Here is a 23304-nt window from a genome sequence, read left to right on the forward strand (position 1 = left end):
GCCGGCTTTGCTTGCCGTTCCATGCAGCCTGCGTTGCGCGGCTTTTCACTGCACCAGCTGGTTCAGCTCGATGATGGGCAGCATTACCGCCAGCACGATGAGCAGCACGATGCCGCCCATGATCAGGATCATGAGCGGCTCGAGCAGGGCGGTCATGGTCATGGCGCGCCGCTCCAGATCCGTGGCCAGGACGGCAGCGGCGCGTTCCAGCATGGCGGGCAATTCGCCGGTGCGCTCGCCGCTGCCCACCAGATGGATCAGCAGCGGCGGAAAAGTCTTTTGCGATTGCAAGGCCTGTGCCAGGGCGCCGCCCTCGCGCACGCGGTGGGTCGCTTCGTCTACCGCGGCGCGCAGCCGAAGATTCTTCAGCGTATGGCGCGATGCGTCCAGCGCCGCCAGCAGCGGCACCCGGCTGGCGGTGAGTATGGCCAGCGTGGCCGCGAAGCGCGCCACGTCCACCCCCAGGGCGTAGCGCCCCAGCACCGGCAGGCGCAGCACCCGCGCATGCCAGGCCATGCGCGCGGCGGGGTGGCGCAAGTACAGTCGCCAGGCGGCGAAACATGCGGCGAGCAGCACGCCGGTGGCCAATCCCCAGTTCTGGAAGTAGGCGCTGGCGGCCAGCATCATGCGGGTCAGCAGCGGCAGGGTCTGGTGTGCCTGGGTGAAGGCGCCCACCACTTGCGGTACGACGTAGCTCAGCAGAAAGACCACGATGGCCACCGACACGACGCTGACGATGCAGGGGTAGATGAAGGCCGTCAGCACCTTGTTGCGCAGGGCGCCGCGCGATTCGATGTAGTCGGCCAGCCGCTCCAGCACGCGGGCCAGCTCGCCGGACTGTTCGCCGGCGTCCACCAGGGCGCGGTAGATGGCCGGAAAGTCGCGCGGGTGCGCGGCCAGGGCTTCCCCGAGCCTGTGGCCGGCGCGCACGTCGTCGCGCACTGCGGCCAGCGTCAGGGCCACGTGGCGGCGTTCGGCTTGCTCCAGCGTGGCGCGCAGCGCCGATTCCAGCGGCAGCCGGGCGGCCAGCAGGCTGGCCAGCTGGCGCGTGAGCCAGCCCAGGTCGGCGTCGTTGATGCGCGCGCCGAGCGCTGCGCCCGGCGTGCGCCGGCGCCGCGACTCGGTCACTTCCAGTGGCAGCAGCCCGCGGGCGTGCAGGATCTGGCGCGCGCTGCGCGCGCTGTCCGCATCCACCATGCCGCGCTCGCTGCGTCCCGCGGCGTCGATGGCTTGGTACTGGTAGGAGGGCATGGCGGGCTCCGTCGCCTCAGCCGTCGCGCGTGACGCGCTCGATCTCGGCGAGCGAGGTCACGCCTTGTTCGATCCAGCGCTCGGCGTCCTGGCGCAGGCTGCGCATGCCGCGCTCCCGCGCCGCCAGGCGCAGCGCATGCTCGCCTTCATCGGCGTGGATCATGGCGCGCAGGCCGTCGTCCAGCACGAACAGTTCGTGCACCCCAGTGCGGCCGCTGTAGCCGGTATGGCCGCAGGCCGCGCAGCCCGCGGGGTTCCAGGTTGCGCTGCCGTCGGCCTGCGGCTGCCGGCACGAGGGGCACAGCTTGCGCACCAGTCTTTGCGCCAGTACGCCGCGCAGGGTGGAGGCCAGCAGGAACGGTTCGACTCCCATGTCGATGAGCCGGGTCACGGCCGATACGGCGTCGTTGGTGTGCAGCGTGGCCAGCACCAGGTGGCCGGTAAGCGAGGCCTGCACGGCGATCTGGGCGGTTTCCAGGTCGCGGATCTCGCCCACCATGATGACGTCCGGATCCTGGCGCAGAATGGCGCGCAGCGCCGAGGCGAAGGTCAGGTCGATGCCCGGATTGACCTGGGTCTGGCCGATGCCGGGCAGGTCGTACTCGATGGGATCCTCGACGGTCAGGATGTTGGTGGTCGCGGCGTCCAGCCGGCCCAGGGCGGCGTACAGCGTCGTGGTCTTGCCGCTGCCCGTGGGCCCGGTCACCAGAAAAATGCCGTGCGGATGGTGGATCAGGTCGTCCAGTCCCCGCAGTACCACGGCCGACATGCCCAGGCGCTCGAGCTGCAGGCGTCCCGCGTCCTTGTCCAGCAGGCGCAGCACCGCCCGTTCGCCGTGTCCCGTGGGCAGCGTCGATACGCGCACGTCTATGGCCCGTCCGCCGACGCGCAGGGCGATGCGGCCGTCCTGCGGCAGGCGCTTTTCGGCAATGTCCAGGCTGGCCATGATCTTGATGCGCGAGACCAGGGCGTTGTGCAGCGCGCGGCGCGGGCTGACGATGTCGCGCAAGGTGCCGTCGACGCGATAGCGCACCACGGAGTGCGTCTCGAACGGTTCTACGTGAATGTCGCTGGCGCCGTCGCGCACCGCCTGCGTGAACAGGGCATTGATCATGCGGATGATGGGCGCATCGTCGCTGATTTCCAGCAAGTCTTCGACCTCGGGCATTTCCTGCAGCAGGCGATCCAGATCGATTTCGTGCGAGGCCGCGTCCATGACGGCCGCTGCGTCTCCGGTTTGCGCGTAGGCGGCGGCCAGCAGAGTGTCGAGTTCGGCGTCCGAAACCCGGCGCAGCGGCACTTCGCCGTGGCGGCGCCGGATCTCGGCCACCGCCCAGTCCGGCGTGCGTTCCGAGATCGTCAGCGCCGGGCCGGCGATGCCGGTCTGCAGCAGCGCGCGCTGGCTGCGCGCCCAGACATAGGGCAGGCGCTCCGTCATAGCAGGGATCCGGGCGGCCTGGCCGGCACCGGCGCGGGCTGCGGGGTGGCCGCGGGCGCCGGGGTTTGCGGCGCTGGCCGGGTGTCGGGCGCATCTGCGCCCGCCCCGTGCGCGGCGCCGCGCAGATCGATCAGCCCGGTGCGCGGATCCTGCTGTGCATTGGGCAGCAGCGTGGGCGCGGCCGCCGGCATCAGCCACGAACCGGAAGACGGCTGGCGGGTCTGCAGCGCGCGCATGTAGTTGTAGCGATCCAGCGTCACGCCGGCGCTGTCGCGCGCGGTGCGCACGATGTGGGGGCGCAGGAACAGCATGAGGTTCGTCTTGGTGTGGGTGCGCTTGCGGTATTTGAACAGATTGCCCAGAACCGGGATGTCGCCGAGCACGGGCACCGAGGCGTCGGAATCGTCCATCTCGTCCTCCAGCAGGCCGCCCAGCACGATGATCTGGCCATTGTCGACCAGCACATTGGTTTGCAGGGCGCGCTTGCGCGTGATGATGGAGCCCGAGGTCAGGGACGAGGACGGATCGATGCTGCTGACTTCCTGATAAAGCGCGAGCTTGACCGTGCCGCCCTCGGTGATCTGCGGGCGGATGCGCAGCGTCAGGCCCACGTCTTCACGCTGCACGGTCTGGAACGGGTTGCTCGCGCCGTCGCCGGAGGTGGTGTAGGAGCCGGTCACGAAGGGCACCGTGCGGCCGACGATGATGCTGGCTTCTTCGTTGTCCAGCGTCATGAGGTTCGGGGTCGACAACACGTTGACCCCGCCGCGCTGCTTCAGGGCGCGCGCCAGGACACTGAGGTTCAGGATCTGGCTGCCCAGCACGTTCACGGTGCCGTTGACCACGCCGAGGCTCAGGCCGGTGCCCAGGGCGTCGATGGTGGTGAGGGCATTCGTATTGGTGCCTATCCCGGTGCCGCCCAGGTTGGCGCCGCCGAAGAAGCTGGAATGGCCGCTGTCCAGTCCGTTGGAGCCGGCCATCCATTGCACGCCGAGTTCGGCTGCGTTGTCGGCATTGACTTCCACGATCAGGCTTTCGATCAGCACCTGCGCGCGGCGCTGGTCGAGTTCGTCGATGACCTGGCGCAGGCTGCGGTACAGCGGGTCGGGCGCTGAAATGATCAGGGTGTTGGTGGTGGGATCGGCCTGCACCGTCGCGCCCGATGCCGAGAAGCTCACCGCCTGCTGGGGCTCGGCAAGCGGCGTCTGCGACATGCCGGCGCCCGTTTGCGCCGATGACGCCAGCGATGTCTGGGCCGATGCCGGACTCGAAAAGGCGGCCGTCGGCACGGTGGTGCCGTGTTGCTGCTGTTGCTGCATGCCTGTCGCGGCCAGCGGCGTGCTGGCCGCGTTGTTTGTCGTATTGCTGCGGCCCGTCAGGGCACCGCGCAGCACCTCGGCCAAGTGGGAAGCCTGGGCGTTGCGCAGATACACCACATGCAGATTGCCCGCCTCGGATCCCGGTGCGTCGATGCGCAGGATGAGATCGCGCACCAGCTTGAGGCGCTCGGGCGTGCTGGCCCGCACCAGCACGGAATTGCTGCGCGAATCGGCCAGGATGCGGAATTGCTGGTCGTTGCGGCCCTGGTCGTCCTGCAGCAGGCGCTGTGCCAGCGCGGCCACGTCCAGCGCCACGCCGTACTCGATGGGAATCACGTCGGTATTGAGCGCCATGGGCGTATCGACGCGGCGGATGATCCTGGCAATGCGCTCGAGGTTGCTGGCGTAATCGGTGATGACCAGCGCGTTATTGCCGGCTTGGGCGGTGATGGTGTTGTTGGGGGGGATCAGCGGGCGCAGCACCGGCAGCAGGTCGGCCGCCTTTTCGTAATGCAGCGGGAAGACCCGCGTGACGAGTTCGCCGCCCGATGCCTGCTTGCCGCCGGAGGCCACCGGCCCGCCCAGCAGCTTGGCGTCGGCCTCGGGCACCACGCGGCTCACGCCGTCCACCTCCACCACCGCAAAGCCCTGCATGCGCAGCGCGCCCAGCAGCATGGAATAGGCGGTGTCGGGGTCGACAGGTGTGTCCGACACCAGGGTCAGCTTGCCCCGCACCCGCTGATCCACCACGAAATTACGGCCGGTGAATTGCGCCAGCGCCCGCACCACGGCTTGCAGATCCGCCTCTTTGAAGTTGAGCCGGGTGGTTCGCTCCTCGTGCGCGGCGGCGCCCTGCTTGGGCTGTTCGTCGTCGAACGTAGGGCGGGCCGGTAAGGGCTGCAGCCTGCGCGGCCGGGGTTGGCGTGCTTGCGTATCGTCGGGAAAGTGCTGCGCTTGTTCGGCCTGCTGCGAGCCGACCGAGGTGTAGACCATCAGCGGAGACCCGTCGGCCTGCGGCGGCTTGCCGGGTTGGGTCGTCGCGCAGCCGCTCAGTGCCAGTGCCACCAGCACGCTCGAGGCCAGGGGCCTGAGGCGCAAGGGTGGGCGGGAGTCCGCCTGCGGACGTTGATGTCGAGAGATCATGGCAACCATATTTTGTTCTAGATAAATTCCTAACGGACTCGTAAGCGGGTCTTGCCCTGCTGGTCTATGTTCGGGCCGAGCGCATGCAGTACGCCGCGCAGCGCCGCGCGGGTGCCGGGAGGGGCGGACGGATCGGCCCAGGCCTCGCCGTCGAAGCGGGCCCGGCCCGAGCGCGGCAGCGTGCCGCGGCCCGCCAGCATCAGAGGCCCGCGGTCGGTCTTCAGGCTCAGATCCAGGGAGCGGCCGGCGCTGCGGCTCAGCAGCAAGGTGTAGTCGCCGAAAGGCTTGATGCTCGACAGCGAGGACGATGCGTTGTGCCATTGCAGCGTCAGCACGCGGCCGTCGCCGTCCGTCGGCAGCGCACCCCATCCCAGCGTTTGCGCCGGCCATTCGACCTGCACGGTGCCGCCCGGATCCAGTGCGTTGAGCAAGGCATGTGCCGTCGTCAGCGCGGTCGCGGGCAGCTGCAGGGACTGGCTCGATATATGTATGCCGCGCCAGGACGGCGACAGTTCGAGCGGGCCGCGCAGCCACGGGTGCCTGAGTTCCAGATGCGGGCCGCCGGCAAAGCTCAGCCGCCACTGCAGCGGATCCGGCAGCGTGCGGCGCAGGCCCGGCGCGCCGACCGCCAGGGTTGCGCGCGCCGACCACAGCGTACCGGTGGCGTCGGTGACCATCACCGGAGACGACTCCGGTATCCAGGCCATGACCCAGCGTGCCGGCAGTATGTACAGCGCCGTCGCGCAGCCCGCCGCGATCAGCAGCCCCAGTTTCAGGAGTCTGGCCGGCCGCATCACGAGGCCTCGGCCTTGTCGGGCAGGCCGAGCAGCACGTCGCCGTCGAGCAACCCCGGCTGTTCGCGTCCGGCCACGGTGCTGCGCGCCAGTTCCAGCGCCTTGACCTGCACCTGGGCAATGGCGGGCAGGCCGGCCAGCCAGGCCATGACCTTGCCGGCCGGAGCCCGGGTGAAGGATATCCGCCATTGCGCTGCGTCAGCCGCGGCGTTCGGCTGCGCGCTGAAATGGCCGACCTCATTCAGCCCCGCGTTGTGCAGGCCCGCCTGCAGGGCCTGGGCCGTGGCGCCAGCGGGCAGGGTGCTGGCGCGCCGGCGGCCCAGCGCCTGGGCTTCGATGATCACCGTGTGCAATTGCGCCGCCTGGGCCTGCAGCACGGGCAGTTGCCGGCGCGCGTCGCGTATTGTGTCGATGGCCGGGCGCAGGCCGGCCTGCCACAGCAGCAGTGCGGCCAGCAGTAGCGCGGCGCCAGACAGCAGACGCCGTTCGCGTAGAGTCCGCTGCTGCCAGGCGGCGCGCATCCGGTTCGCCAGGGGGGCGTAGCGCTCGTGCCCGAGTGCCAGCACTGCCCGCAGTCGTGTTGCGGCCGTCATGGCAGGCTGGCCTGTGTATTCAGCCGCGTCCGCCCGTCGCGGGCCGGCGCGCGCCCGTGCGCGGCGGCGCCATGCGCATTCTGCGCGCCGCTTGTTCCGGGCCGGCGCACGTGCCATACCTGAGGCTGCGCGGCATCTTTTTCCAGCAGCACGCGCTGCACCGCTGCCGTTTGCGCCAGGGCCGCTTCGTTGGCCGGCGGCACGAAACCGTCCGCCAGCGTCAGGGTCAGCACGCCTTTGTCGTAACGCAGCGCGCGCACGTGGCTTTGCGCAAAGCCCAGCACTCGCGCCGTGGCCAGCGCCAGGGGCATGAAGTCGTCGGTGGCGGCCCAGCCCTGCGCGCGTGACAGCGCGTCGCGCTGCTGCTGCGCCTGGCGTAGCGGATCGATGATCACGGGAATCTTGGGAAAGGCCTGGGCGACGGCATCCGTCATGGCCTGCCGCAAGGCCTTGAGCTGCGAGCCGCGCTGCAGGGCATAGATGTTCAAGCCCACGATCCAGAGCGCCGCGGCCGCGCCCGTCCAGGCCAGCGCGCGGCGCCAGCGCCCCAGCCCGGCCGTGGGCCGCGGGATGGCGTCGTGCAGGCTCCAGTCCGGCAGCGGCGCCAGCCAGGCCATCGCGCTGCCCGCATCGTGTTTGTCGCCTGTGTCGATTGTGTCGCCTGTGTTGCCTATGCTGCTCGTGCTGCCCGTATCGCTTGTGCCGCCCGTGCCGCCTGCGCCGGTGCCCGAGCCCGCCTGCGGCCGCAGCAACTGGCGCGGCACGAAGCCCGCCACGGTGAGCCCCGCCGCGGCCATCGTAGCCCAGGCGCGGCGCAGCGCGCCGCGCGAAGCCCAGGCCACCGTGACGCCGCCGTCCACGGCTTGCGGGCCGTGGCCCACGGCCAGTTCTTCTATATCGGACAGCGCCATCGGTTCGATGGTGGCGAGCACCGCCGGACGCAGGCGTTTCACCGGCACCGGCGGCACGGTCACGCGCGTGACGATGGCATCTGACTCATGCAGGATGGCGTAGGCGGGCCAGGTGCGCGCCAAGGCGCCGAGCTGGCGCAGCGGCGCCCGGCCGTCGCGCGTCAGGCGCCCGTCACGCCCGATCAGGGCGTAGTCCACGGGGGTGTCGGCCTGCAGGCTGGACAAGGGCTCTAGTGCCAGCCGCATGTGTTGTCTCGTGATTTTTTTCATTGATAATGTATCCAGCGGGCTTCAGACGACCCCTCTTTGTCGCGATGTAGCAAGGCCCGAAGGCTGACAATCGTACCATCCACGGTGACGCTGCCGGCGACGCGAAACCAGTCGCTGCGAACGGCGATGCGCTGCGCCTCGCCCGGGCCGAGCCTGGACACGCGATTGACGAAGTCGCCGTGATTGACGAACCACTGCCCCCTGTCGCGTTGAGCCACTAGTTCGCGCGCTCCGGCCAGACCCAGCGAGCCGACCACTGCGCCCAGCACTTCGGCAGAAGCCGTATTGACATTGATCGGCGTAACGGCGGGGAGATACGTCAGGTACGGCTGCAAGGCGTCGATCACCTCGGGCGTGAAGCCGTCCAGGGCGCTCAGGTCGCCGATGCCTTGCAGCCCGACCGCCTGCGGCGGACTGCCGGCGATGGACTGGGCGGCGGCCACGCGTGCGGCCATGTCCTGCGCCAGGCCCGGATCCAGGCTCAGCCACTGCAGCAGAGACTGCAGCGCTGCCAGCTGGCGGGCATCGACGCTGCCGCCCTTGGCGAGGTTGTACAAATTGAATTTGCCCTGCGCGTCCTCGATCTGCCCCGAAAACAGCGCCTGATTGGGGTTGGCCGACGGGCCGACCGGCAAGTCGGCGATGGGTGTGGCCCATAGGCCGTCGCGCCGCGTGGTGGGGTTGTTTTGCGCGTCCATCTGCAGAACGACCCGCGACCAATCCAGGCCGCCGCGCAGCAGCCAGTCCGCCTGCGCCCGGTTGCGTTCGATCTGCAGTACGTCGGCCAGCACGCTTTGGCGCTGTATCACCGAAGTGGCGAGAGCCGCCGCCGCGATCACCACCAGCAGGGCGGCGATGATGGCCATGCCGCGCTGCGGCGCCCGGGCGGCAGCCAGGTTCGGGTCGCCGGCGCCGCCACCCATACTGCCGGTTTCCGTAGCGGCTCTGGTTCCGGTACCGGCGGCGTGCTTGGCTTGGGCGCCGATCATCGCAGCACCACGACTTTGCGGTACGGCTGCCTGGCGTCGCCGTCTTGTGTGTATATGGAAACCTCCAGCCCGGTGGCGGAGCCGGATGGAGCCGTCGTAGTGCGCGCCGCAGTAGCGGGCGCGGCGTTGGCCGGCGCCGTGGCGTCGGCCCAGCCCAGCCCGGGTAGCCACAGGCGCACGGCAAACGCGCGCACGCCATGCAGCACCGCGACAGGCGCCTCGACATCGGGCAAGGGCCAGAGGTACGAGGGCGCCGCAACGGAGCGGTACAGGATCCCGTCCCGCAAGTACCAGTGCAGGCGCTGCCAGCGGCCATCGCCCGCCGCGCGCACCATGCCCAGGCCGGTTTGCGCCGACCAGTCCATGCCCGGCGGCAGTGCCGGCTGCGCCGCGCCGTTATGCGCCGGCCCGGCGGCATCGGCGGGCGCCAGATCCGTGTCCGGCAGCACGCCCGGCCCCGGACGCAGGCGCACGTCGCGCGCGATCTGCCCCAGCGCGCGCACCATGGCCAGCGTGTCTTGCGCCCGGGCGTCGAGCCGCTCGCCGACGTGCTGCGCGGCGTCCAGCCCGCGCCAGGACATCAGGCTGACCAAGGCCAGCAGCGTCAGGGCAACCAGCACCTCGATCAAGGTGAAGCCTTGTTGGGGGTAGGCAGCCTGGCTCATGGCAGTTTCGAGGCCAGTCCGTCGATCTCGGCCAGCACCGGGCCGTCGCCGAGCCGCGCGCGCACGGTCACGCGCCGGAAGCGGTAGTTCGGTGTGGATTGCACCAGCAGTTCGCAGCGCAGCGCCAGCGGGCCCTGGGGGCAGGGCAGGCTTTGCCGCCCGGGTGCCGGGAAGCTGCCCTGCAGGCGCATTTCGGCCAGCGTGTTTTCGGCCGCCTGCGTGGCCAGGCTGCGCTGCTGCAGGTTGCGCACGCCGTTGACCCCCGTGCTCAGTGCCCTGACGCTGGCTGCCAGCGCGATGCCCACGATGGCCAGCGCCACCAGCACCTCGATCAGCGTGAAACCGCGCTGCGCATCGCCGCGCGCCGCGGCGTGCCGGGCGGGGTTGTGGCCGGTTCGCCTCATGAGCGCGCCCGATCCTGGGGAGGATGCCGCGCGGCGTCGGGCGGATCGTCCAGCGTGCGCACTACGTAGCGGCCGTCACCGAGCCGCAGCAGGTGCACCGTATGGCCGCCCGCCTGCAGGAGGATGTCCAGCGGTGCATGCACCCAGTCGGCATCGAATACTATCTGCACGTCGGGAGTCACTGACACGGATACCGGGTCGTCCGTGCTCCAGCGGCGGGCCCGCAGCGGCGAGTCGCCGCCAATGACCGTGGCCGGCGCGGCGGCGCCGCGGGCCGCCAGGCGTGCCGGCAATACCAGTTGCCGCGGCAGGCGCACGAAGTCGTAGCCGCCCGCCGCGTAGCGCCAGATCAGCGTGTCGCCGCTGGACATGGCCGTGGTCTGAGCCACGATGAACAGTTGCGCCAGGCGCTGCCCGTCTTCGCGCAGCTTGCGCGCCTGCGGGTTGCCCAGCATCGAGACGCTGGCCGCGGCCGTGGCGATGCCTATGATGAGCAGCACCACCATCATCTCCAGCAGCGTAAAGCCGCGCTGGGGGTTTGCGCCCTTGCGCGCAGCCTCAATGCGACCAGGAGCCGATGTCGCTGTCAAAGCCTTCACCTCCGGGCCGGCCATCGGCGCCCAGCGAAAATACGTCGATCTCGCCGTGCACACCGGGATTGAGATACTGATAGGGCGTGCCCCACGGATCTTTGGGGATGTGATCCATGTAGCCCGATTTGCCGCCCTGCGTGCTGACCAGCGCCTCCAGCCCTTGCTCGGTGCTGGGATAGCGGCCGTGATCCAGCCGGTACAGCTTGAGCGCCTGCATGATGGCGCCCACGTCCTGGCGGGTGGCGATGACCCGCGCCTGGTCGGGCCGTTCCATGACATTGGGTACGATCAGCGCCGCCAGCACGCCCATGATGACTACCACCACCATGATCTCGATCAGTGAAAAGCCGCGTTGGCCAGGGGCGGAGAGTGCCGGTCTTGCGTAGGATGAAAGCTTGCGGGTCGTCATGGCGTATCGTTGGTGCGGCCACGCGCCGCGAGGCGCGGGCCAGGGAAGGAAGCAGGGAACAAGGCAAAGCATGGTAGCGGGGGAAATGCCCCGGCAGCGGCGGCGAGCGGTGGCGAAGGTGGTGCCGCGCGCGGCGCAGACGCACTATACTGCGCGCACGTACCGTCACAGACCGGAGCCCCATGACCGCCGCTATTTCCGTGTTCGCCCAATGGCTGCGCCCGCAAGGCCCGCGCCTGCTGCAGGGGCTTGCGATGCTGGCTCTTGCCTGCGGCGCAGGCTTGTGGGGCGCCTTGCTGCTGGCGCCGCGGCCGGCCGCGGCCCCGCCCATGCTCGCCGAAGGCGCCGCGCCCGGGCAAAGCATCGAGCCGCTGGTCGGCTGGTTCGGCGGCGCCAGTTCGCGGCTGCGCCTGAAAGTCGTCGGGCTGATTGCCGCAGGAGAGCGCGGCACCGCGCTGCTGTCCATCAATGGCGGCGCCGCCGAGGCCTATCACGTAGGAGAGTCGCTTGCGCCCGGAGTCACGCTGGTGGCGGTGCGTGCGAATGCCGTCTCCATCGGCCAGGATGGCCTGGTCGAAGAGGTTGCGGCCCCTGAACAGGCCCTGCCCGCCAATGGTTTCGTTCCGGTGGGAAAGCAAAGCGCCCATCATTGATTCCCGCTATAGTCCGAGCAGCGCCGCCAGGCCCGCCGCGGCCAGGTAGGGGCCGAAGCTGACGGCCGCGCCCGCGGCCAGATTGCCCGCCAGGCGGCGCGCCAGCGCCACGGCCAGGCCCAGCATGGCGGCAGCCAGCAGCACCCTGGGCAGCGATGCCCAGCCCAGCCAGGCGCCCAATGCGGCCAGCAGTTTGCAATCGCCGAAACCCAGGCCGTGCCGCCCCGTGAGCCACAAGAACAGCGCCTGCACGCAGTACAGCGTCAGATAGCCCGCTGCGGCTCCCACGACCGCGTCGGCCAGCGGGGCGAACGTGTCATGCAGATTGACCAGCAGCCCGAGCCATAACAGGGGGATCGTCAGGCGGTCGGGCAGCAGGCCGGTTTCCGCGTCGATCCAGGCCAGCGCCAGCAAGACCATGGCGCAGACTATGGCCGCGGCCGCCGCGCCGGTGGCGCCGAAGCGCCAGGCGCAGCACATGGCCAGCAGCGGGCCCGCCGCCAGGAACGCGAGGCGCAGGCGCCGGTGCGCGACCGACGGCATCGCCGACGTGACGGCGCCCAGGGCCCGCGGCAGCCGCCAGGCCGCCATGCTCAGCGGCACCGCCAGCGCCAGCGCCAGGCCGCTGGCCGCCAGCAGCGCCGCTGCCGTGTCGATGTGCCATACCGCCCACATTGCCAGGCTAGCCCGGCCGCCGGCTTGCCGCCGCTACATAGGCCGCCGTCGGCGCCGGCGCGTCTTGCACCAGGCGAAAGCCGATGTGCGACATCGGGCTGTCGGGGTCGGCCGCCATGCGTGCACTGGGCCGATACGACAGGCAATAGCTTTCATTGCACAGGAACGAGCCGCCGCGGATCACCCGCTTCGGCGCGTGCACCGGCACGCCCGGCGTGGACGGGTCGTAGGACGTGTCCGGCCCGCGCGGGTCGTCGATGGGCTTGCCCTTTGCGGACTGGGCCTGCTTGGCGAAATAGCGCGCGTCGTACCAGTCGGCCACCCATTGCCAGACGTTGCCGGTCATGTCGTACAGCCCGTAGCCGTTGGGCAGGAAGGACTTGACCTGCATGGTACCCACGGCGCCGCTGCGCGGATCGACCACGGGGAAGGGCGGGCGGCTGCTGTCCCAGTAATTGGCCATGGGCTTGCCGTCGGGTTCGAGCTGGTTGCCCCAGGCGTAGTCGGCCTGTTCCAGCCCGCCGCGCGCCGCGTGTTCCCATTCGGCCTCGGTGGGCATGCGCTTGCCAGCCCATTTCGCGTAGGCCTGCACGTCTGTGTAGCTGATCTGCACCACCGGGTAGTCGCCCTTGCCTTCGATGGAGCTGCCCGGCCCTTGCGGGTGGCGCCAGTCGGCCCCCGGCACATAGCGCCACCACTGGCTGTAATCGGTGAGCCTGACGGGTTTGGCGGTGCCGACGAACACCATGCCGCCCGGCACCAGCACGTCGTCGGGCGGCTTGGGCGTGCCCGGCGGAAGCTGCACGCGGATGGCGTTCCAGTCGGGCTTCTGTTCGGCCGTCGTCACATAGCCGGTTTGGTGCACGAATGCGGCGAACTGGTCGTTGGTGACGTCCGTCACGTCCATCCAGAAACCTTGCACGCGCACCGGGTGCGCCGGTTTTTCGTCGGTGCGCGCCATCTTGCTGTCACTGCCCATCTGGAACACCCCCGGCGGAATCCAGGCCATGCCCTTGGGCGTGGTCGCGCCATCGCCGAGTATGACGACCGGCGGCTTGCCGTGGGTTCCGGACGACGGCGTTGCGTCGAAGCCGTACCAGGCATAGGCCCCGGCGACCGTCAGCGAGGCCGCCAGAGCCCCGCCGGCGGCAAGCAGCCATTTGCGCGGAATATTGCGAGGAGTGCTAGTGAACGCCATAAATTGCCTTGCGATGACTCATGGTGCCGCCGAGCTTCTTGGCCGGGGCGGGCCCGCCAGCACGTGCCGCGCTCCTGCGCGGCGCCGGCGCCGCTTGGGCCGCAGCCGGGCGGGCTTGGGCTGTTTGGTTCAAGATTTGCTTTCCCAGGTGAATTGCGGCAACCGGCAATGGATGCAATCGCCGGCTTTTTGTAGTGTTTTGTCTTTCTTTGTGAAGGTACTTGACTGCGAGACTAAGTGCAAGTCCCGGCCCTTCGGGGAATCGGATCGTGCGCCGCGGCCCGCTGCCGCAGCCCTGCTTTGCCGTCGGAAATGAGCCGCGATTTGCATGCCATCCCGAAAATGGCAAAATACACCGGCCGCAGGAGCGAAGCAGTTTGGGCCGGCCGCGGCGCGGCGCGGTTTGCAGCGCCGCAGACGGCCGAAGCCTCGGATGCTTGCGGCGCGGGGACTTGTTCAGGGGATTTTTAAAGCGGCCTCAATGATAAAAAAACCTTCATGGCGGGAGCAGGGGGACGATCCCGATTATCGATTCTCTCTGGCGAACGAACGTACCTTCCTGGCCTGGATACGCACATCCTTGGCATTGCTGGCAGCGGCCGTACTTCTGGATCAGCTGGAGGTTTCGCACCCCCAGGCCCTGGCAAAAGCGGTGGCCGTGGGTCTGGTTCTGGTCGCCGGGTGCTTTGCCGGACTGGCGTACTTCAGATGGCGCGCGAACGAAATCGCAATGCGCAACCGGGTGACCCTGCCGCATTCCATAACGCTGCTGGTGGCGGCCCTGTTGCTGATCGCGATTTCAGTCACCATCGGAGCCCTGGTTCTTGCCTAATCATTCCGACCCGGGGCTGCAGCCGGAACGCACATTGCTTTCCTGGAAAAGAACCTCATTGGCGTTGCTGGCCAATGCGTTCTTGCTGCTGCGCGCCGGATTTTTGCGTCATCAGCTGTGGCTGACGATCGCGGCTTCCATCTTGATTCTGGCCGCGGCGTTCGGGTATTGGGTGGTGACTTCCAGGCAAAAAGTATTCTTCGATGCCGGCGTTCCCCCCATCGTCGGCGAACGTGCGATTGCCTTTCACGCGATTCTGGCGTTCGGCGCGTGTTGCGTTGCCTTGCTGGGAATATTGCTCTGGAGCTCGCCGCTATAGCCGGCGCCTGCGGGCTGGACTTTAAAGTCATTAAACCCGAGCCTGGCGGGAAGATATGTAACAGAATAAGTGTCAAATCGAAACGATTCTGCTACAGTCTCGGTAAAACAGCCGATGGCGGCAGGTTGGTCGGCAATGCATGTCAGCCAAGCCGGCTTTAGGGGAAAGAGACTTGAGCAAAAAATTTCCAGCAGTTGTAATGGCCGCTTGCGCCGCATTGACACTGACTGCGTGCGACGGCGGTAGCGGCGGCGATACGGCCTCGAACGACGCCACTCATCCCAATATACTTTTCGTCATCATGGACGACGTCGGCATCGATCAGATGAAGTCGTTCGGCTACGGCGGCACGGTTCCGCCGAAAATGCCCAATATCGACGCCGTTGCCGCCGCCGGGGTGCGCTTCCGCAATACCTGGTCCATGCCCGAATGTTCGCCGGGGCGTGCGGCATTCTTCGTCGGGCGCTATCCGCTGCGCACCCACATCTATCAGGCCATCGGCCCCAGCGACCTGGCCAATTCACAGATTTCCCCCTACGACACCACCACCCCCAAGCTGCTCAAGAGCGCCAATTACGAAAGCGCCATGTTCGGCAAGTTCCATCTGGCCGGGCCTGACAACAACGAAGCGGGCAACTCCACGCCCAGCCAGCTCGGCTGGGACTATTTCTACGGCTGGATAGGCGGGCTGCCGGGCTCTATCGACACCACGGCCGGCGGCGTGGCCCCCGAGGGCACGTACAGCTGTGGTTTCGTGCCGGGCATCGACTTTACCGGCGGCGCCAAGACAGGCGCCTGCTACCAGGCCGACAACAGCTGTGCCGTCGTCACGCGCAGCTCTCCCGAGCAGGACGCGGCCGGTTTGCAATGCCTGCATTCGGGCGGCATCTTCGTGCCCAACGCCAGCTGCGGCACGCCGCCGGCCGGCCTGAACTTCACTCGCGAAAACGCCTATTACGTATCGCCGCTGGTCATCATCGAGAATGGCAAGGTCGAAGAAGTACCGCTCAGCGACCCGCGCTCGCGGGGCTACCGCACCGAGATCGAAACCAATGCGGCCATCGACTGGATCAAAGCACGCCCCCACGACAAGCCCTGGATGGCGACGGTCAGCTTCAGCGCCGCCCATACGCCGTGGCAGCAGCCGCCCAGCGACTTGCTGAGCGCGCAGGCCCCCGGTTCCGACACTTGGAGCTGTACCAGTTCGGTATTCGGCCGGCTCATCCAGAACCAGATGACCGAAGCCATGGACACGGAATTCGGCCGCCTCATGGTCGAAACCGGCCTGGCCACCCGCAATGCCGACGGCAGCCTCCACTACGATCCTGCGGCCAGCAACACCGTGGTCGTCATCGTCGGCGACAACGGCAGCCTGGGTTCGGCCGTCAAGGCGCCTTTCCGGCCCGACCAGGCCAAAGGCACCACCTACCAGACCGGCGTCTGGGATCCTCTGATCATCGCCGGGCCGCAAGTGGTGCAGCCCGACCGCGCGGTCGAGCACATGGTCAATACCGTCGATCTGTTCGAGTTCTTCGGCGAGCTGGCCGGCATCGACGTGCACAAGACCGTGCCGCGCACGCTCGATTCGGTGGGCATCCTGTCGTACCTCACCAAGCCCGATCAGCCCAGCCTGCGCACCATCAACTTCACCATGAGCGGCTTCAATCTGCAGGCCAATGGCGGGCGCAACGGGCCTTGCGTGATCCCCGGCTCGGATGCCGATCATCCCACCTGCACGCAGATCCCCACCACCAAGAACGTGTGCCAGGACAACCTGGGCATCTGGTGGGGCAAGGGCTACACTGATCCTTCCGTGGTGGACAACGGCGGCGTGGGCTATACCACCTGCGCGGCCGTCAACCAGGCCCTGTACAAGTCTGATGTCAAGCAATCGGACGGCAGCAGCGTCATGCAGGCCACGATACTGCCCGAAACCTCTTCGGCCATCCGCAACGACACCTACAAGCTGGTGCGCAACACCAGTCTTGCCTACGTGCCGTCCACCGACACCATCGAGTCCCAGACCACCGAGCAGATGTTCCAGATCGACGAGGCTACGCCGACTCCCTTGCTCGATACGCCCGACCGCGATCTGCTGCCGCCGGCCAACGCCGACGTGCAGGCGGTGTACGACGACTTGAAATCCAAGATGGACAAGATGCTGGCCTCCAACCCCGAATGCTCCGGAGACGGCAATCTGGATGGCAAGACCGATGCCGCGGATCTCAAGAACTGGGCGCGCATCGCCCACGATTGGGGCCTGTCCAGCGTGTACGACTTGCTGATCGGCGGCGTTCACGATGGTCTGACCAACAACCTCGACGAAAGTGTCATCCAGGCCAACCTGAACAAGCCCTGCGCGGCCACCTCTTCGCTGTACTGATCGCTGTATTGATCGCTGCACTGATCAATGGCCGGGCGCAAGCCCGGCTTTCTTTTTCCGGCAAGGCCCCCGGGGCGTGGCCCGGCCCACCACCCGCCGTGGTGCTTGCACACGGCTAGTTATATATGCATAAAAAACAATAATAAATGTAAATAGATTATTATTGTTATTAATAGCCTGACTGCGTAAGCTAGTCGATATCGACATCGACAACAAACGCAGGAGCAAGGCAATGGATACATTGGCAGGTAGCCGACACGACACCTATGACAGCGTGTCGCCAGGTCTGGATCTGGTAGAACACTATTTCGAGCAGGGCTTTACCGACGGTTTGCCCGTAGTACCCCCGACACGCCAGAAGATCGACGCCATCGTCGACAGGCTGGGGGGCGATCCCGACTATGTCGAAGCAAAAATCGCCCCGAGATGGGGCGAGCTGACGCGCGAAGTGCTGGCCATCAATATGGTGATGGCCGGCTGCAAGCCCGAGTACACCCCCGTGGTGCTGGCGGCCGTAAAAGCTATCACCGACCAAGCCTTCAACCTGAACGGCGTGCAGGCCACGACGCACGTCGCCTCGCCGCTGATCATCGTCAACGGCCCGATTGCGCGCGAGATCGGCATGAATGGCGGCTGCAATGCCTTCGGATCCGGCAACCGGGCCAATGCGACCATAGGCCGCGCCGTCAGGCTGATCATGCTGAACGTGGGCGGCGGCTGGCCCGGCGACCTGGACAAGAGCACGCTCGGGCACCCCGGGAAATACACCTATTGCGTGGCCGAGAACGAGCTGCAAAGCCCTCTGGCCCCGTACCATGTGGAGCACGGCTACAAGCCCGAAGATTCAACCGTATTCGCCATTGCGGCAGAGGCCCCGCACAGCGTCACCAATCACGTTGCCAACGACCCCGAAGGCATCCTGGACACCATGTGTTCGGCAATGAGCACCATTGCCTCGAACAGCGCGGTTCTGAGCGGACACGTCACCGTGGTGCTGGGCCTGGAACATGCGCGGCGCATTGCGAAATATGGATGGTCGCGCTCGGACATACGCAACTACCTCTACCACAATCACGGCAATCGTTTCATCGATCTTGCCTACGGCCACCGCTACGGCAAGGTCTACAACCGCAATCTGCCCAAGTACTTCAAGCGCGACCCCGAAACCCGCATACCCATCGTCGCCGGGCCCGACCACATCCACCTGTTTGTGATGGGTGGCGAGGCAGGGCAGTTTTCAGTATTGATTCCGGGCTGGGGCCACATGAGCACGCCGGTATTGCGGGCTATAGACAGCAGTGCCGTGGGCGGCAATGGCGGCGAGTGCGTGGGCGGCGCCTGCGCCCTCTAGGCCACCATCTGCGTGCCTTATAGCGTTAATTTTGAATTGGAGAGCATCATGTCTACCGTAATTGAAGAAGGCGTGGAAGTTTTTGATCCGCGCGGCCGCATCCGTTTTGAAAACCTGCCGCTGTCGGCGCGCAAGAGCAAGCTGGATGGGCTGCGCCTGGGTATTCTGGACAACTCGAAGTGGAATGCCAATAAATTGCTGCGCGGAGCGGCGCAGGCGCTGGGCAGCGAAATAGAATTCTCCGCCGTCAACTATTACACCAAGCACAGCTTTTCCAAGGACGCCTCGCCCGAACTCATCGCCCAAATCGCCGCGGAAAACGATCTGGTGCTGACCGCCATCGGCGATTGCGGTTCCTGCACCTCCGCCTGCATACGCGATGCGATCGCCCTGGAAAAGCTCGGCATTCCCAGCGCGCCCATCGTCACCACCGAATTCGTGCGCGAAACGGAACTTACGCGCCAGGCTGTCGGGATGCGTACCCTAGAGCCCGTGGTCATTTCGCACCCGGTAAGCTCCATCACGGCCGACGAGGTAGCCGTGCGCGTGCAGCAGATCCAGGCGCAGGCGCAAGAGGTCTGGCTGGGCACCAAAGAGCCGTTGAAAGTCACCGCCGAGCTGGCCTAGCGCGGGCCGGGCACGGATGGACATCGCCAGCTGCCGATAGGGGGAGAGTCGTATGGGTGCCTTGTCACACTTGCGGGTTCTGGATTTGTCGCGTGTCCTGGCCGGCCCATGGGCCGGCCAGGTGCTGGCCGATCTGGGGGCCGAAGTCATCAAGGTCGAGCAAGCGCGAAGCGGCGACGATACCCGGGCCTGGGGGCCGCCCTGGGCTCACGATGCGCAGTGGGGCGATGAGCCGCAGTCGGCCTATTTCCTGGCGGCGAACCGCAACAAAAAGTCCGTGGCCATCGATATCCGCCATGAGTCGGGCCGCGATTGCGTCAGGAAACTTGCCATGCAGTGCGATGTCGTCATCGAAAATTTCAAGGTGGGAGGGCTGAAGAAATATGGGCTCGACTATGACTCGATCAGGGCTGTCAAGCCGGACATTGTCTATTGTTCCATCACGGGTTTCGGCCAGACCGGGCCTTATGCTCACAGGCCGGGCTATGATTTTCTGATACAGGGGCTGGGCGGGCTGATGAGCCTCAATGGCCGCCCGGACGGGGAACCCGGCGCCGGGCCGGTAAAGGTGGGGGTCGCCCTGACCGACATCCTGACCGGCCTGTATGCGACGGTGGGCATCCTGGCGGCGCTCGCCCACCGCGACAAGACGGGCTGCGGGCAGCACATCGATGCGGCCTTGCTGGACGTACAGGTGGCCTGCCTGGCCAATCAGGCCATGAATTACCTGGTCAGCGGAAAAGCGCCGCAGCGCATGGGCAACGCCCATCCGAACATCGTGCCGTATCAGGATTTCCAAACCAAGGACGGCTACATCATCGTTGCCGTGGGCAATGATGGGCAGTTTCGGCGCTTCTGCGAGGCGCTCGGACATCCCGAGTGGGCGGACGATCCCAGGTTTTCTACGAATGCCGAACGCATCGCGCATCGGCAGACGCTGCAGGGATTGATTCAAGGCGTGATGCGCCGGCGCGGCACACGGGCGTGGACGATCGCCCTGGAGGAAGGCGGTATTCCCTGTGGGCCCATCAACAGCCTGAGCGATGTTTTCGACGATCCCCATGTGCGCCATCGGGAAATGCAATTCAAGCTGCCCGGCGGCGGGCCCGAGGCTGTCTCGCTCGTGGCGAATCCCTTGCGGCTTTCCGAGACTCCGGTGGAGTACCGGCAAGCGCCTCCGCGCCTCGGCGCACATACCCACGCCGTTCTGCGCGAGCGCCTGGGGCTTTCATGTGCGGAAATCGAAGCACTGTCCAATGCCCGGGCCATCCGGGTTTGATCGGCCGGCCACGCGGTCTACAGAGAGTCATGCACCATGGAAATGCAAATTGGTAAAAACGACAACGAAGCCCCGGCGCGGCTGCACGCCCGCGTATTGATCGTCGGGGCCGGGCCGGCGGGCTATACCGCGGCCTTGTATGCGGCCAGGGCCAATCTTGCCCCTGTGCTGGTCACGGGCATGGCTCCAGGCGGCCAATTGATGACCACCACGGATGTGGATAATTGGCCGGGTGACATCGACGGCCTGCAGGGCCCCGAGTTGATGGAACGGATGGGCAAGCATGCCGCCCGTTTCGGTGCGGACATCGTATTCGACCATATCAAGGACGTGGATCTCGCGGCGCGGCCGTTCTTGCTGGCCGGCGAGACGTATGCATACAGCTGTGATGCGCTGATTATTGCGACCGGCGCATCGGCCAAATATCTCGGGCTGCCATCAGAAGCCGAGTTCCAGGGGCGTGGCGTAAGCGGATGCGCCACTTGCGACGGGTTTTTCTACAGGGGGCAGGACGTATGCGTCGTGGGCGGAGGAAATACGGCGGTGGAGGAAGCCCTGTTTCTGTCGAATATCGCGCGCACGACCTACCTGATCCATCGGCGGGAGGCATTGCGCGCGGAAGCCCTTATGGTGGAAAAGCTGAAGAAGAAAATACAAGAAGGCAAGATTGTCTTTAAATCTTCCAGAGTCCTGGACGAGGTGCTAGGCGATGCGTCCGGCGTGACGGGAGTGCGGCTGCGCGACGCCGCGACCGGCGCAACCGAAGAGCTGGCGGTGGCTGGCTGTTTTATTGCGATCGGCCATAGCCCGAACACCGGTATTTTCGCCGGCAAGCTGGAAACCTGCGAAGGCTATCTGGTGACGGGTGAAATGGATCGCGCTCTCACCACCATGACCAGCGTCCCCGGCGTATTTGCAGCGGGTGACGTACAGGATCATTTATATCGCCAGGCGATCACCTCGGCTGCGACGGGTTGTGCGGCGGCTCTCGATGCCCAGCGATACCTGGAACAGACCGGCGGGGCGGCGGCCCTGCCGGCATATCCCCCCGAAACCATAGCCACATAAGGAGCACTATGCCAAGAATGCAGTGATCACACGCAACAGGTTTGTATGAAAACCGAAACAGGTGGGCGGCTTGTCGGTACGGCCCCGCTCGACATATAGCAAAATCACAAGGAGAGGGCGCCGCAAAGAGCACGTGATTCGAATTGACGGATCTTCGGCAATTCGACTGCTGCACGGGAGGAGCCCGGATGAGACAGACATGTCATTCAATTCAATATATTTTGTGCCTCTGGCGTTGGCCGGCTTGCTTGCGCTGGCCCCTTTATCCACGGTGCAGGCGGAGCAAGCTCAGATTGTTCTGGGTGCGTCGGTACAGCTGACCGGCCCTATCGCAAATACAGGCCGATATTACCCCGATGCATACAAGCTGGCGGTCGAGAAGATCAATGCCGCCGGCGGCCTGAAGGTCGGCGGCAAGACCTACAAACTGGCCCTGAAGCTGTACGACAACCAGTCGGACGTCAATCTCGGCGTGCGCCAGTACACCCAGCTGGTGTCGCACGATAAAGTCAATTTCTTGCTCGGGCCCTACGGAAGCAACTTCACCGTTGCAAGCTCCGCCGTTGCGGAAAAATATAAAGTGCCGATGGTGGAGGGCGGCGGGGCGTCCGACGAAATCTTCTCGCGCGGCTTCAAATATATTTTTGGCACACTGGCGCCGGGCAGCGGCTACTTCCGCAGCACCGTGGCCATGTTGACCAAGCTGCATCCCAAGCCCACGTCGGTGGCCTTGCTATGCGCCGACGATTCCTTCGATGTAACGCTGCAGAAGCACACTGGCCCCATGCTTGAGAAGGCCGGGCTGCATGTGGTCATGAACCAGCGCTATCACACTAATTCCACCGACTTCAGCGCCTTGTTGTCGCAGATCAAGTCGAAGAAGGTTGACGCGATCCTGGTGGGCGGGCACGAGACGGAAATCCTGAATTTCCTACGCCAGGCGAAAAGCTTGAATGTCAGCCCGAAGATGTATGCGTTCACCGTAGGGGTGCCCAGCGAAGACTTCCGCAAGGCCCTGGGCAAGGATGCCGACTATGCCTTCGGCATGACCGCATGGCTGCCCAGCAAGGCGCTCAAAGACCGCTGGTTCGGCGATGCCGAGAGCTTTGCGGCAGAGTACAAGACCAAATACGGATACGAGCCCGATTACCACGCGGCGTCGGGCGCGGCGGAAGTAGAAACCATTGCCAACGCCATCGAGAAAGCCAATACGCTGGATCCGAAGAAAGTGCGCGATGCAATTGCCGCCAGCAATTTCGACAGCCTGTACGGCAGAGTCAAATTCAGCCCGTCGGGGCAGATAGACTTGGATCAGATCGTCGTTCAGGTGCAGAGCGGAGCCGTGCGGCCCGTCTTCAAGGGCGGTGCTTTTATCGGGCACGCTCAATACCCCATGCGGCCCTGGTCGAGCCGCTGAGTTGCGCGAGTCTGCGCGGGTATGCGGGCTGTTCTTGCTTAAAGGTGCGGTGGAAGCGCAAAACGGCCCCCTGGTCTCCCAAGCCGGGTCGGGCGCACAACGCCCGATCCGGCAAACTTATTATTTGATATCCATAAAATAAATAGGAGCCAGCGTGGATTTACTGCTGCAGATCCTGGTCAACGGCATCCTGCAGGGGGGGTTATACGCCATCATGGCGCTCGGCCTGGCCCTGGTATGGGGTGTGTTGAACATCGTCAATCTGGCCCACGGGGCTTTCATCATGCTGGGGGCCTACATCTCCTGGCACCTGTTCACCTACCTGCACATCGACCCGTTCCTGGGCCTGCCGATCACGGCCTGCATCATGTTCGGCGTCGGCTACGGCGTGCAGCGCGGCCTGTTGAACCTGATCGCGCGCGCGCCCATGTTCAACACGCTGCTCATCACCTTCGGGCTGGAAGTGGTGCTGACGTACCTGGCCCAACTGGTCTTCTCGGCGGACTTCCGCACCATCAACCCCAGCTATGCCGGCAACAACTTCGCGCTGGGCCCGCTGACCATCCCGGTGGTGCGCCTGGCCGCCTTCGGCGTGGCCATGGTTCTGACCGTGGGCATGTGGTACTTCCTGCTGCGCTCGCGGCTGGGCCGCGCCATACGCGCCACCGCCCAGAACCTGGTGGCCGCGCGCCTGTACGGCGTCGAGCCGCGCCACCTGTACGC

The 23304-nt window shown here is 66.2% G+C and carries 23 protein-coding genes; 10 read left to right on the forward strand and 13 right to left on the reverse strand.

From position 1 onward, the window contains the following. Nucleotides 1–45: 45 nt before the first annotated feature. Genes gspF through gspG form a run of 11 tightly spaced genes read right to left on the reverse strand, consistent with a single transcriptional unit; the run spans nt 46 to nt 10779 of the window. Nucleotides 46–1251 (reverse strand): type II secretion system inner membrane protein GspF, encoded by a 1206-nt coding sequence (gspF, locus tag CEY11_RS24600; RefSeq protein WP_088606082.1) that lies wholly within the window; start codon nt 1249–1251, stop codon nt 46–48. 16 nt (nt 1252–1267) lie between these two features. Further along, entirely contained in the window at nt 1268–2689 is a 1422-nt protein-coding gene (gspE, locus tag CEY11_RS24605) for a type II secretion system ATPase GspE (RefSeq protein ID WP_088606083.1), read from the reverse strand. Beyond that, on the reverse strand, nt 2686–5151 hold the full coding sequence (gene gspD / locus CEY11_RS24610; RefSeq protein WP_088606102.1) for a type II secretion system secretin GspD: 2466 nt from the start codon (nt 5149–5151) through the stop codon (nt 2686–2688). Before gspD ends, gspE begins: the two co-directional genes overlap by 4 nt. A gap of 29 nt (nt 5152–5180) precedes the next feature. Then, nucleotides 5181–5945: a type II secretion system protein N gene (gene gspN / locus CEY11_RS24615; protein WP_088606084.1), complete on the reverse strand. Its 765-nt coding sequence runs from the start codon at nt 5943–5945 to the stop codon at nt 5181–5183. Next, nucleotides 5945–6538: a type II secretion system protein GspM gene (gspM, locus tag CEY11_RS24620; RefSeq protein ID WP_158215436.1), complete on the reverse strand. Its 594-nt coding sequence runs from the start codon at nt 6536–6538 to the stop codon at nt 5945–5947. The genes gspN and gspM overlap by 1 nt, the downstream gene beginning before the upstream one ends. Further along, nucleotides 6535–7695 carry a GspL/Epsl periplasmic domain-containing protein gene (locus CEY11_RS24625; RefSeq protein ID WP_158215437.1) on the reverse strand — a complete coding sequence of 387 codons (1161 nt, stop codon included), beginning with the start codon at nt 7693–7695 and terminating at the stop codon, nt 6535–6537. The genes gspM and CEY11_RS24625 overlap by 4 nt, the downstream gene beginning before the upstream one ends. Nucleotides 7696–7715: 20 nt before the next feature. Continuing rightward, nucleotides 7716–8708, reverse strand: coding sequence for a type II secretion system minor pseudopilin GspK (gene gspK / locus CEY11_RS24630; RefSeq protein WP_233155062.1), 993 nt, complete (start codon nt 8706–8708; stop codon nt 7716–7718). After that, complete coding sequence (locus CEY11_RS24635) at nt 8705–9373, reverse strand: PulJ/GspJ family protein (protein ID WP_088606087.1); 669 nt, start codon at nt 9371–9373, stop codon at nt 8705–8707. Before CEY11_RS24635 ends, gspK begins: the two co-directional genes overlap by 4 nt. Further along, nucleotides 9370–9777 (reverse strand): type II secretion system minor pseudopilin GspI, encoded by a 408-nt coding sequence (gene gspI, locus CEY11_RS24640; protein WP_088606088.1) that lies wholly within the window; start codon nt 9775–9777, stop codon nt 9370–9372. The genes CEY11_RS24635 and gspI overlap by 4 nt, the downstream gene beginning before the upstream one ends. Then, complete coding sequence (locus CEY11_RS24645; RefSeq protein ID WP_158215438.1) at nt 9774–10367, reverse strand: prepilin-type N-terminal cleavage/methylation domain-containing protein; 594 nt, start codon at nt 10365–10367, stop codon at nt 9774–9776. The genes gspI and CEY11_RS24645 overlap by 4 nt, the downstream gene beginning before the upstream one ends. Continuing rightward, the gene (gene gspG / locus CEY11_RS24650) at nt 10336–10779 is read right to left on the reverse strand and encodes a type II secretion system major pseudopilin GspG (protein ID WP_088606090.1); all 444 of its coding nucleotides are present in this window, start codon (nt 10777–10779) and stop codon (nt 10336–10338) included. The genes CEY11_RS24645 and gspG overlap by 32 nt, the downstream gene beginning before the upstream one ends. Nucleotides 10780–10961: 182 nt before the next feature. On the opposite strand from gspG, the gene CEY11_RS24655 reads away from it, so the two are divergent. Beyond that, the gene (locus tag CEY11_RS24655; protein WP_233155063.1) at nt 10962–11432 is read left to right on the forward strand and encodes a type II secretion system protein N; all 471 of its coding nucleotides are present in this window, start codon (nt 10962–10964) and stop codon (nt 11430–11432) included. 6 nt (nt 11433–11438) lie between these two features. Here CEY11_RS24655 and CEY11_RS24660 read toward each other — a convergent pair whose 3' ends face one another. Together CEY11_RS24660 and CEY11_RS24665 are read right to left on the reverse strand one after the other, a co-directional pair. After that, entirely contained in the window at nt 11439–12107 is a 669-nt protein-coding gene (locus tag CEY11_RS24660) for a prepilin peptidase (protein ID WP_233155064.1), read from the reverse strand. A gap of 7 nt (nt 12108–12114) precedes the next feature. Next, nucleotides 12115–13305: a formylglycine-generating enzyme family protein gene (locus CEY11_RS24665; protein WP_088606091.1), complete on the reverse strand. Its 1191-nt coding sequence runs from the start codon at nt 13303–13305 to the stop codon at nt 12115–12117. A gap of 328 nt (nt 13306–13633) precedes the next feature. Here CEY11_RS24665 and CEY11_RS24670 point away from each other — a divergent pair, with 328 nt between their 5' ends. The 9 genes from CEY11_RS24670 to CEY11_RS24710 all read left to right on the forward strand — a co-directional run. Beyond that, nucleotides 13634–14137, forward strand: a complete 504-nt coding sequence (locus CEY11_RS24670) for a YidH family protein (RefSeq protein WP_332888383.1) — start codon at nt 13634–13636, stop codon at nt 14135–14137. Next, the gene (locus CEY11_RS24675) at nt 14130–14456 is read left to right on the forward strand and encodes a DUF202 domain-containing protein (RefSeq protein WP_088606092.1); all 327 of its coding nucleotides are present in this window, start codon (nt 14130–14132) and stop codon (nt 14454–14456) included. The genes CEY11_RS24670 and CEY11_RS24675 overlap by 8 nt, the downstream gene beginning before the upstream one ends. 172 nt (nt 14457–14628) lie before the next feature. After that, complete coding sequence (locus CEY11_RS24680; protein ID WP_233155065.1) at nt 14629–16839, forward strand: sulfatase-like hydrolase/transferase; 2211 nt, start codon at nt 14629–14631, stop codon at nt 16837–16839. 232 nt (nt 16840–17071) lie between these two features. After that, nucleotides 17072–18190, forward strand: a complete 1119-nt coding sequence (locus CEY11_RS24685; RefSeq protein WP_088606094.1) for a hypothetical protein — start codon at nt 17072–17074, stop codon at nt 18188–18190. Between the two features lie 48 nt (nt 18191–18238). After that, nucleotides 18239–18817: a UGSC family (seleno)protein gene (locus CEY11_RS24690; RefSeq protein WP_088606095.1), complete on the forward strand. Its 579-nt coding sequence runs from the start codon at nt 18239–18241 to the stop codon at nt 18815–18817. A gap of 52 nt (nt 18818–18869) precedes the next feature. Then, nucleotides 18870–20096, forward strand: a complete 1227-nt coding sequence (locus tag CEY11_RS24695) for a CaiB/BaiF CoA transferase family protein (protein WP_088606096.1) — start codon at nt 18870–18872, stop codon at nt 20094–20096. 42 nt (nt 20097–20138) lie between these two features. Continuing rightward, nucleotides 20139–21164 carry a thioredoxin-disulfide reductase gene (gene trxB / locus CEY11_RS24700; protein ID WP_088606107.1) on the forward strand — a complete coding sequence of 342 codons (1026 nt, stop codon included), beginning with the start codon at nt 20139–20141 and terminating at the stop codon, nt 21162–21164. Between the two features lie 199 nt (nt 21165–21363). Then, on the forward strand, nt 21364–22581 hold the full coding sequence (locus tag CEY11_RS24705; RefSeq protein ID WP_088606097.1) for an amino acid ABC transporter substrate-binding protein: 1218 nt from the start codon (nt 21364–21366) through the stop codon (nt 22579–22581). Nucleotides 22582–22735: 154 nt separating this feature from the next. Continuing rightward, the coding region (locus CEY11_RS24710) for a branched-chain amino acid ABC transporter permease (protein ID WP_088606098.1) at nt 22736–23304 on the forward strand (569 nt) is incomplete at its 3' end.

The sequence above is a fragment of the Candidimonas nitroreducens genome (assembly GCF_002209565.1).
GTDB classification, from domain to species: Bacteria; Pseudomonadota; Gammaproteobacteria; order Burkholderiales; family Burkholderiaceae_B; genus Candidimonas; species Candidimonas nitroreducens.

Excerpts from the sequence above, each read along its gene's own strand:
- gspF (WP_088606082.1), bottom strand. The coding sequence starts at position 1,251 with ATGCCCTCCTACCAGTACCAAGCCATCGACGCCGCGGGACGCAGCGAG.
- gspE (WP_088606083.1), bottom strand. The coding sequence starts at position 2,689 with ATGACGGAGCGCCTGCCCTATGTCTGGGCGCGCAGCCAGCGCGCGCTG.
- gspD (WP_088606102.1), bottom strand. The coding sequence starts at position 5,151 with ATGATCTCTCGACATCAACGTCCGCAGGCGGACTCCCGCCCACCCTTG.
- gspN (WP_088606084.1), bottom strand. The coding sequence starts at position 5,945 with ATGCGGCCGGCCAGACTCCTGAAACTGGGGCTGCTGATCGCGGCGGGC.
- gspM (WP_158215436.1), bottom strand. The coding sequence starts at position 6,538 with ATGACGGCCGCAACACGACTGCGGGCAGTGCTGGCACTCGGGCACGAG.
- CEY11_RS24625 (WP_158215437.1), bottom strand. The coding sequence starts at position 7,695 with ATGCGGCTGGCACTAGAGCCCTTGTCCAGCCTGCAGGCCGACACCCCC.
- gspK (WP_233155062.1), bottom strand. The coding sequence starts at position 8,708 with ATGATCGGCGCCCAAGCCAAGCACGCCGCCGGTACCGGAACCAGAGCC.
- CEY11_RS24635 (WP_088606087.1), bottom strand. The coding sequence starts at position 9,373 with ATGAGCCAGGCTGCCTACCCCCAACAAGGCTTCACCTTGATCGAGGTG.
- gspI (WP_088606088.1), bottom strand. The coding sequence starts at position 9,777 with ATGAGGCGAACCGGCCACAACCCCGCCCGGCACGCCGCGGCGCGCGGC.
- gspG (WP_088606090.1), bottom strand. The coding sequence starts at position 10,779 with ATGACGACCCGCAAGCTTTCATCCTACGCAAGACCGGCACTCTCCGCC.
- CEY11_RS24655 (WP_233155063.1), top strand. The coding sequence starts at position 10,962 with ATGACCGCCGCTATTTCCGTGTTCGCCCAATGGCTGCGCCCGCAAGGC.
- CEY11_RS24660 (WP_233155064.1), bottom strand. The coding sequence starts at position 12,107 with ATGTGGGCGGTATGGCACATCGACACGGCAGCGGCGCTGCTGGCGGCC.
- CEY11_RS24665 (WP_088606091.1), bottom strand. The coding sequence starts at position 13,305 with ATGGCGTTCACTAGCACTCCTCGCAATATTCCGCGCAAATGGCTGCTT.
- CEY11_RS24670 (WP_332888383.1), top strand. The coding sequence starts at position 13,634 with ATGCCATCCCGAAAATGGCAAAATACACCGGCCGCAGGAGCGAAGCAG.
- CEY11_RS24685 (WP_088606094.1), top strand. The coding sequence starts at position 17,072 with ATGGATACATTGGCAGGTAGCCGACACGACACCTATGACAGCGTGTCG.
- CEY11_RS24690 (WP_088606095.1), top strand. The coding sequence starts at position 18,239 with ATGTCTACCGTAATTGAAGAAGGCGTGGAAGTTTTTGATCCGCGCGGC.
- CEY11_RS24695 (WP_088606096.1), top strand. The coding sequence starts at position 18,870 with ATGGGTGCCTTGTCACACTTGCGGGTTCTGGATTTGTCGCGTGTCCTG.
- trxB (WP_088606107.1), top strand. The coding sequence starts at position 20,139 with ATGCAAATTGGTAAAAACGACAACGAAGCCCCGGCGCGGCTGCACGCC.
- CEY11_RS24705 (WP_088606097.1), top strand. The coding sequence starts at position 21,364 with ATGTCATTCAATTCAATATATTTTGTGCCTCTGGCGTTGGCCGGCTTG.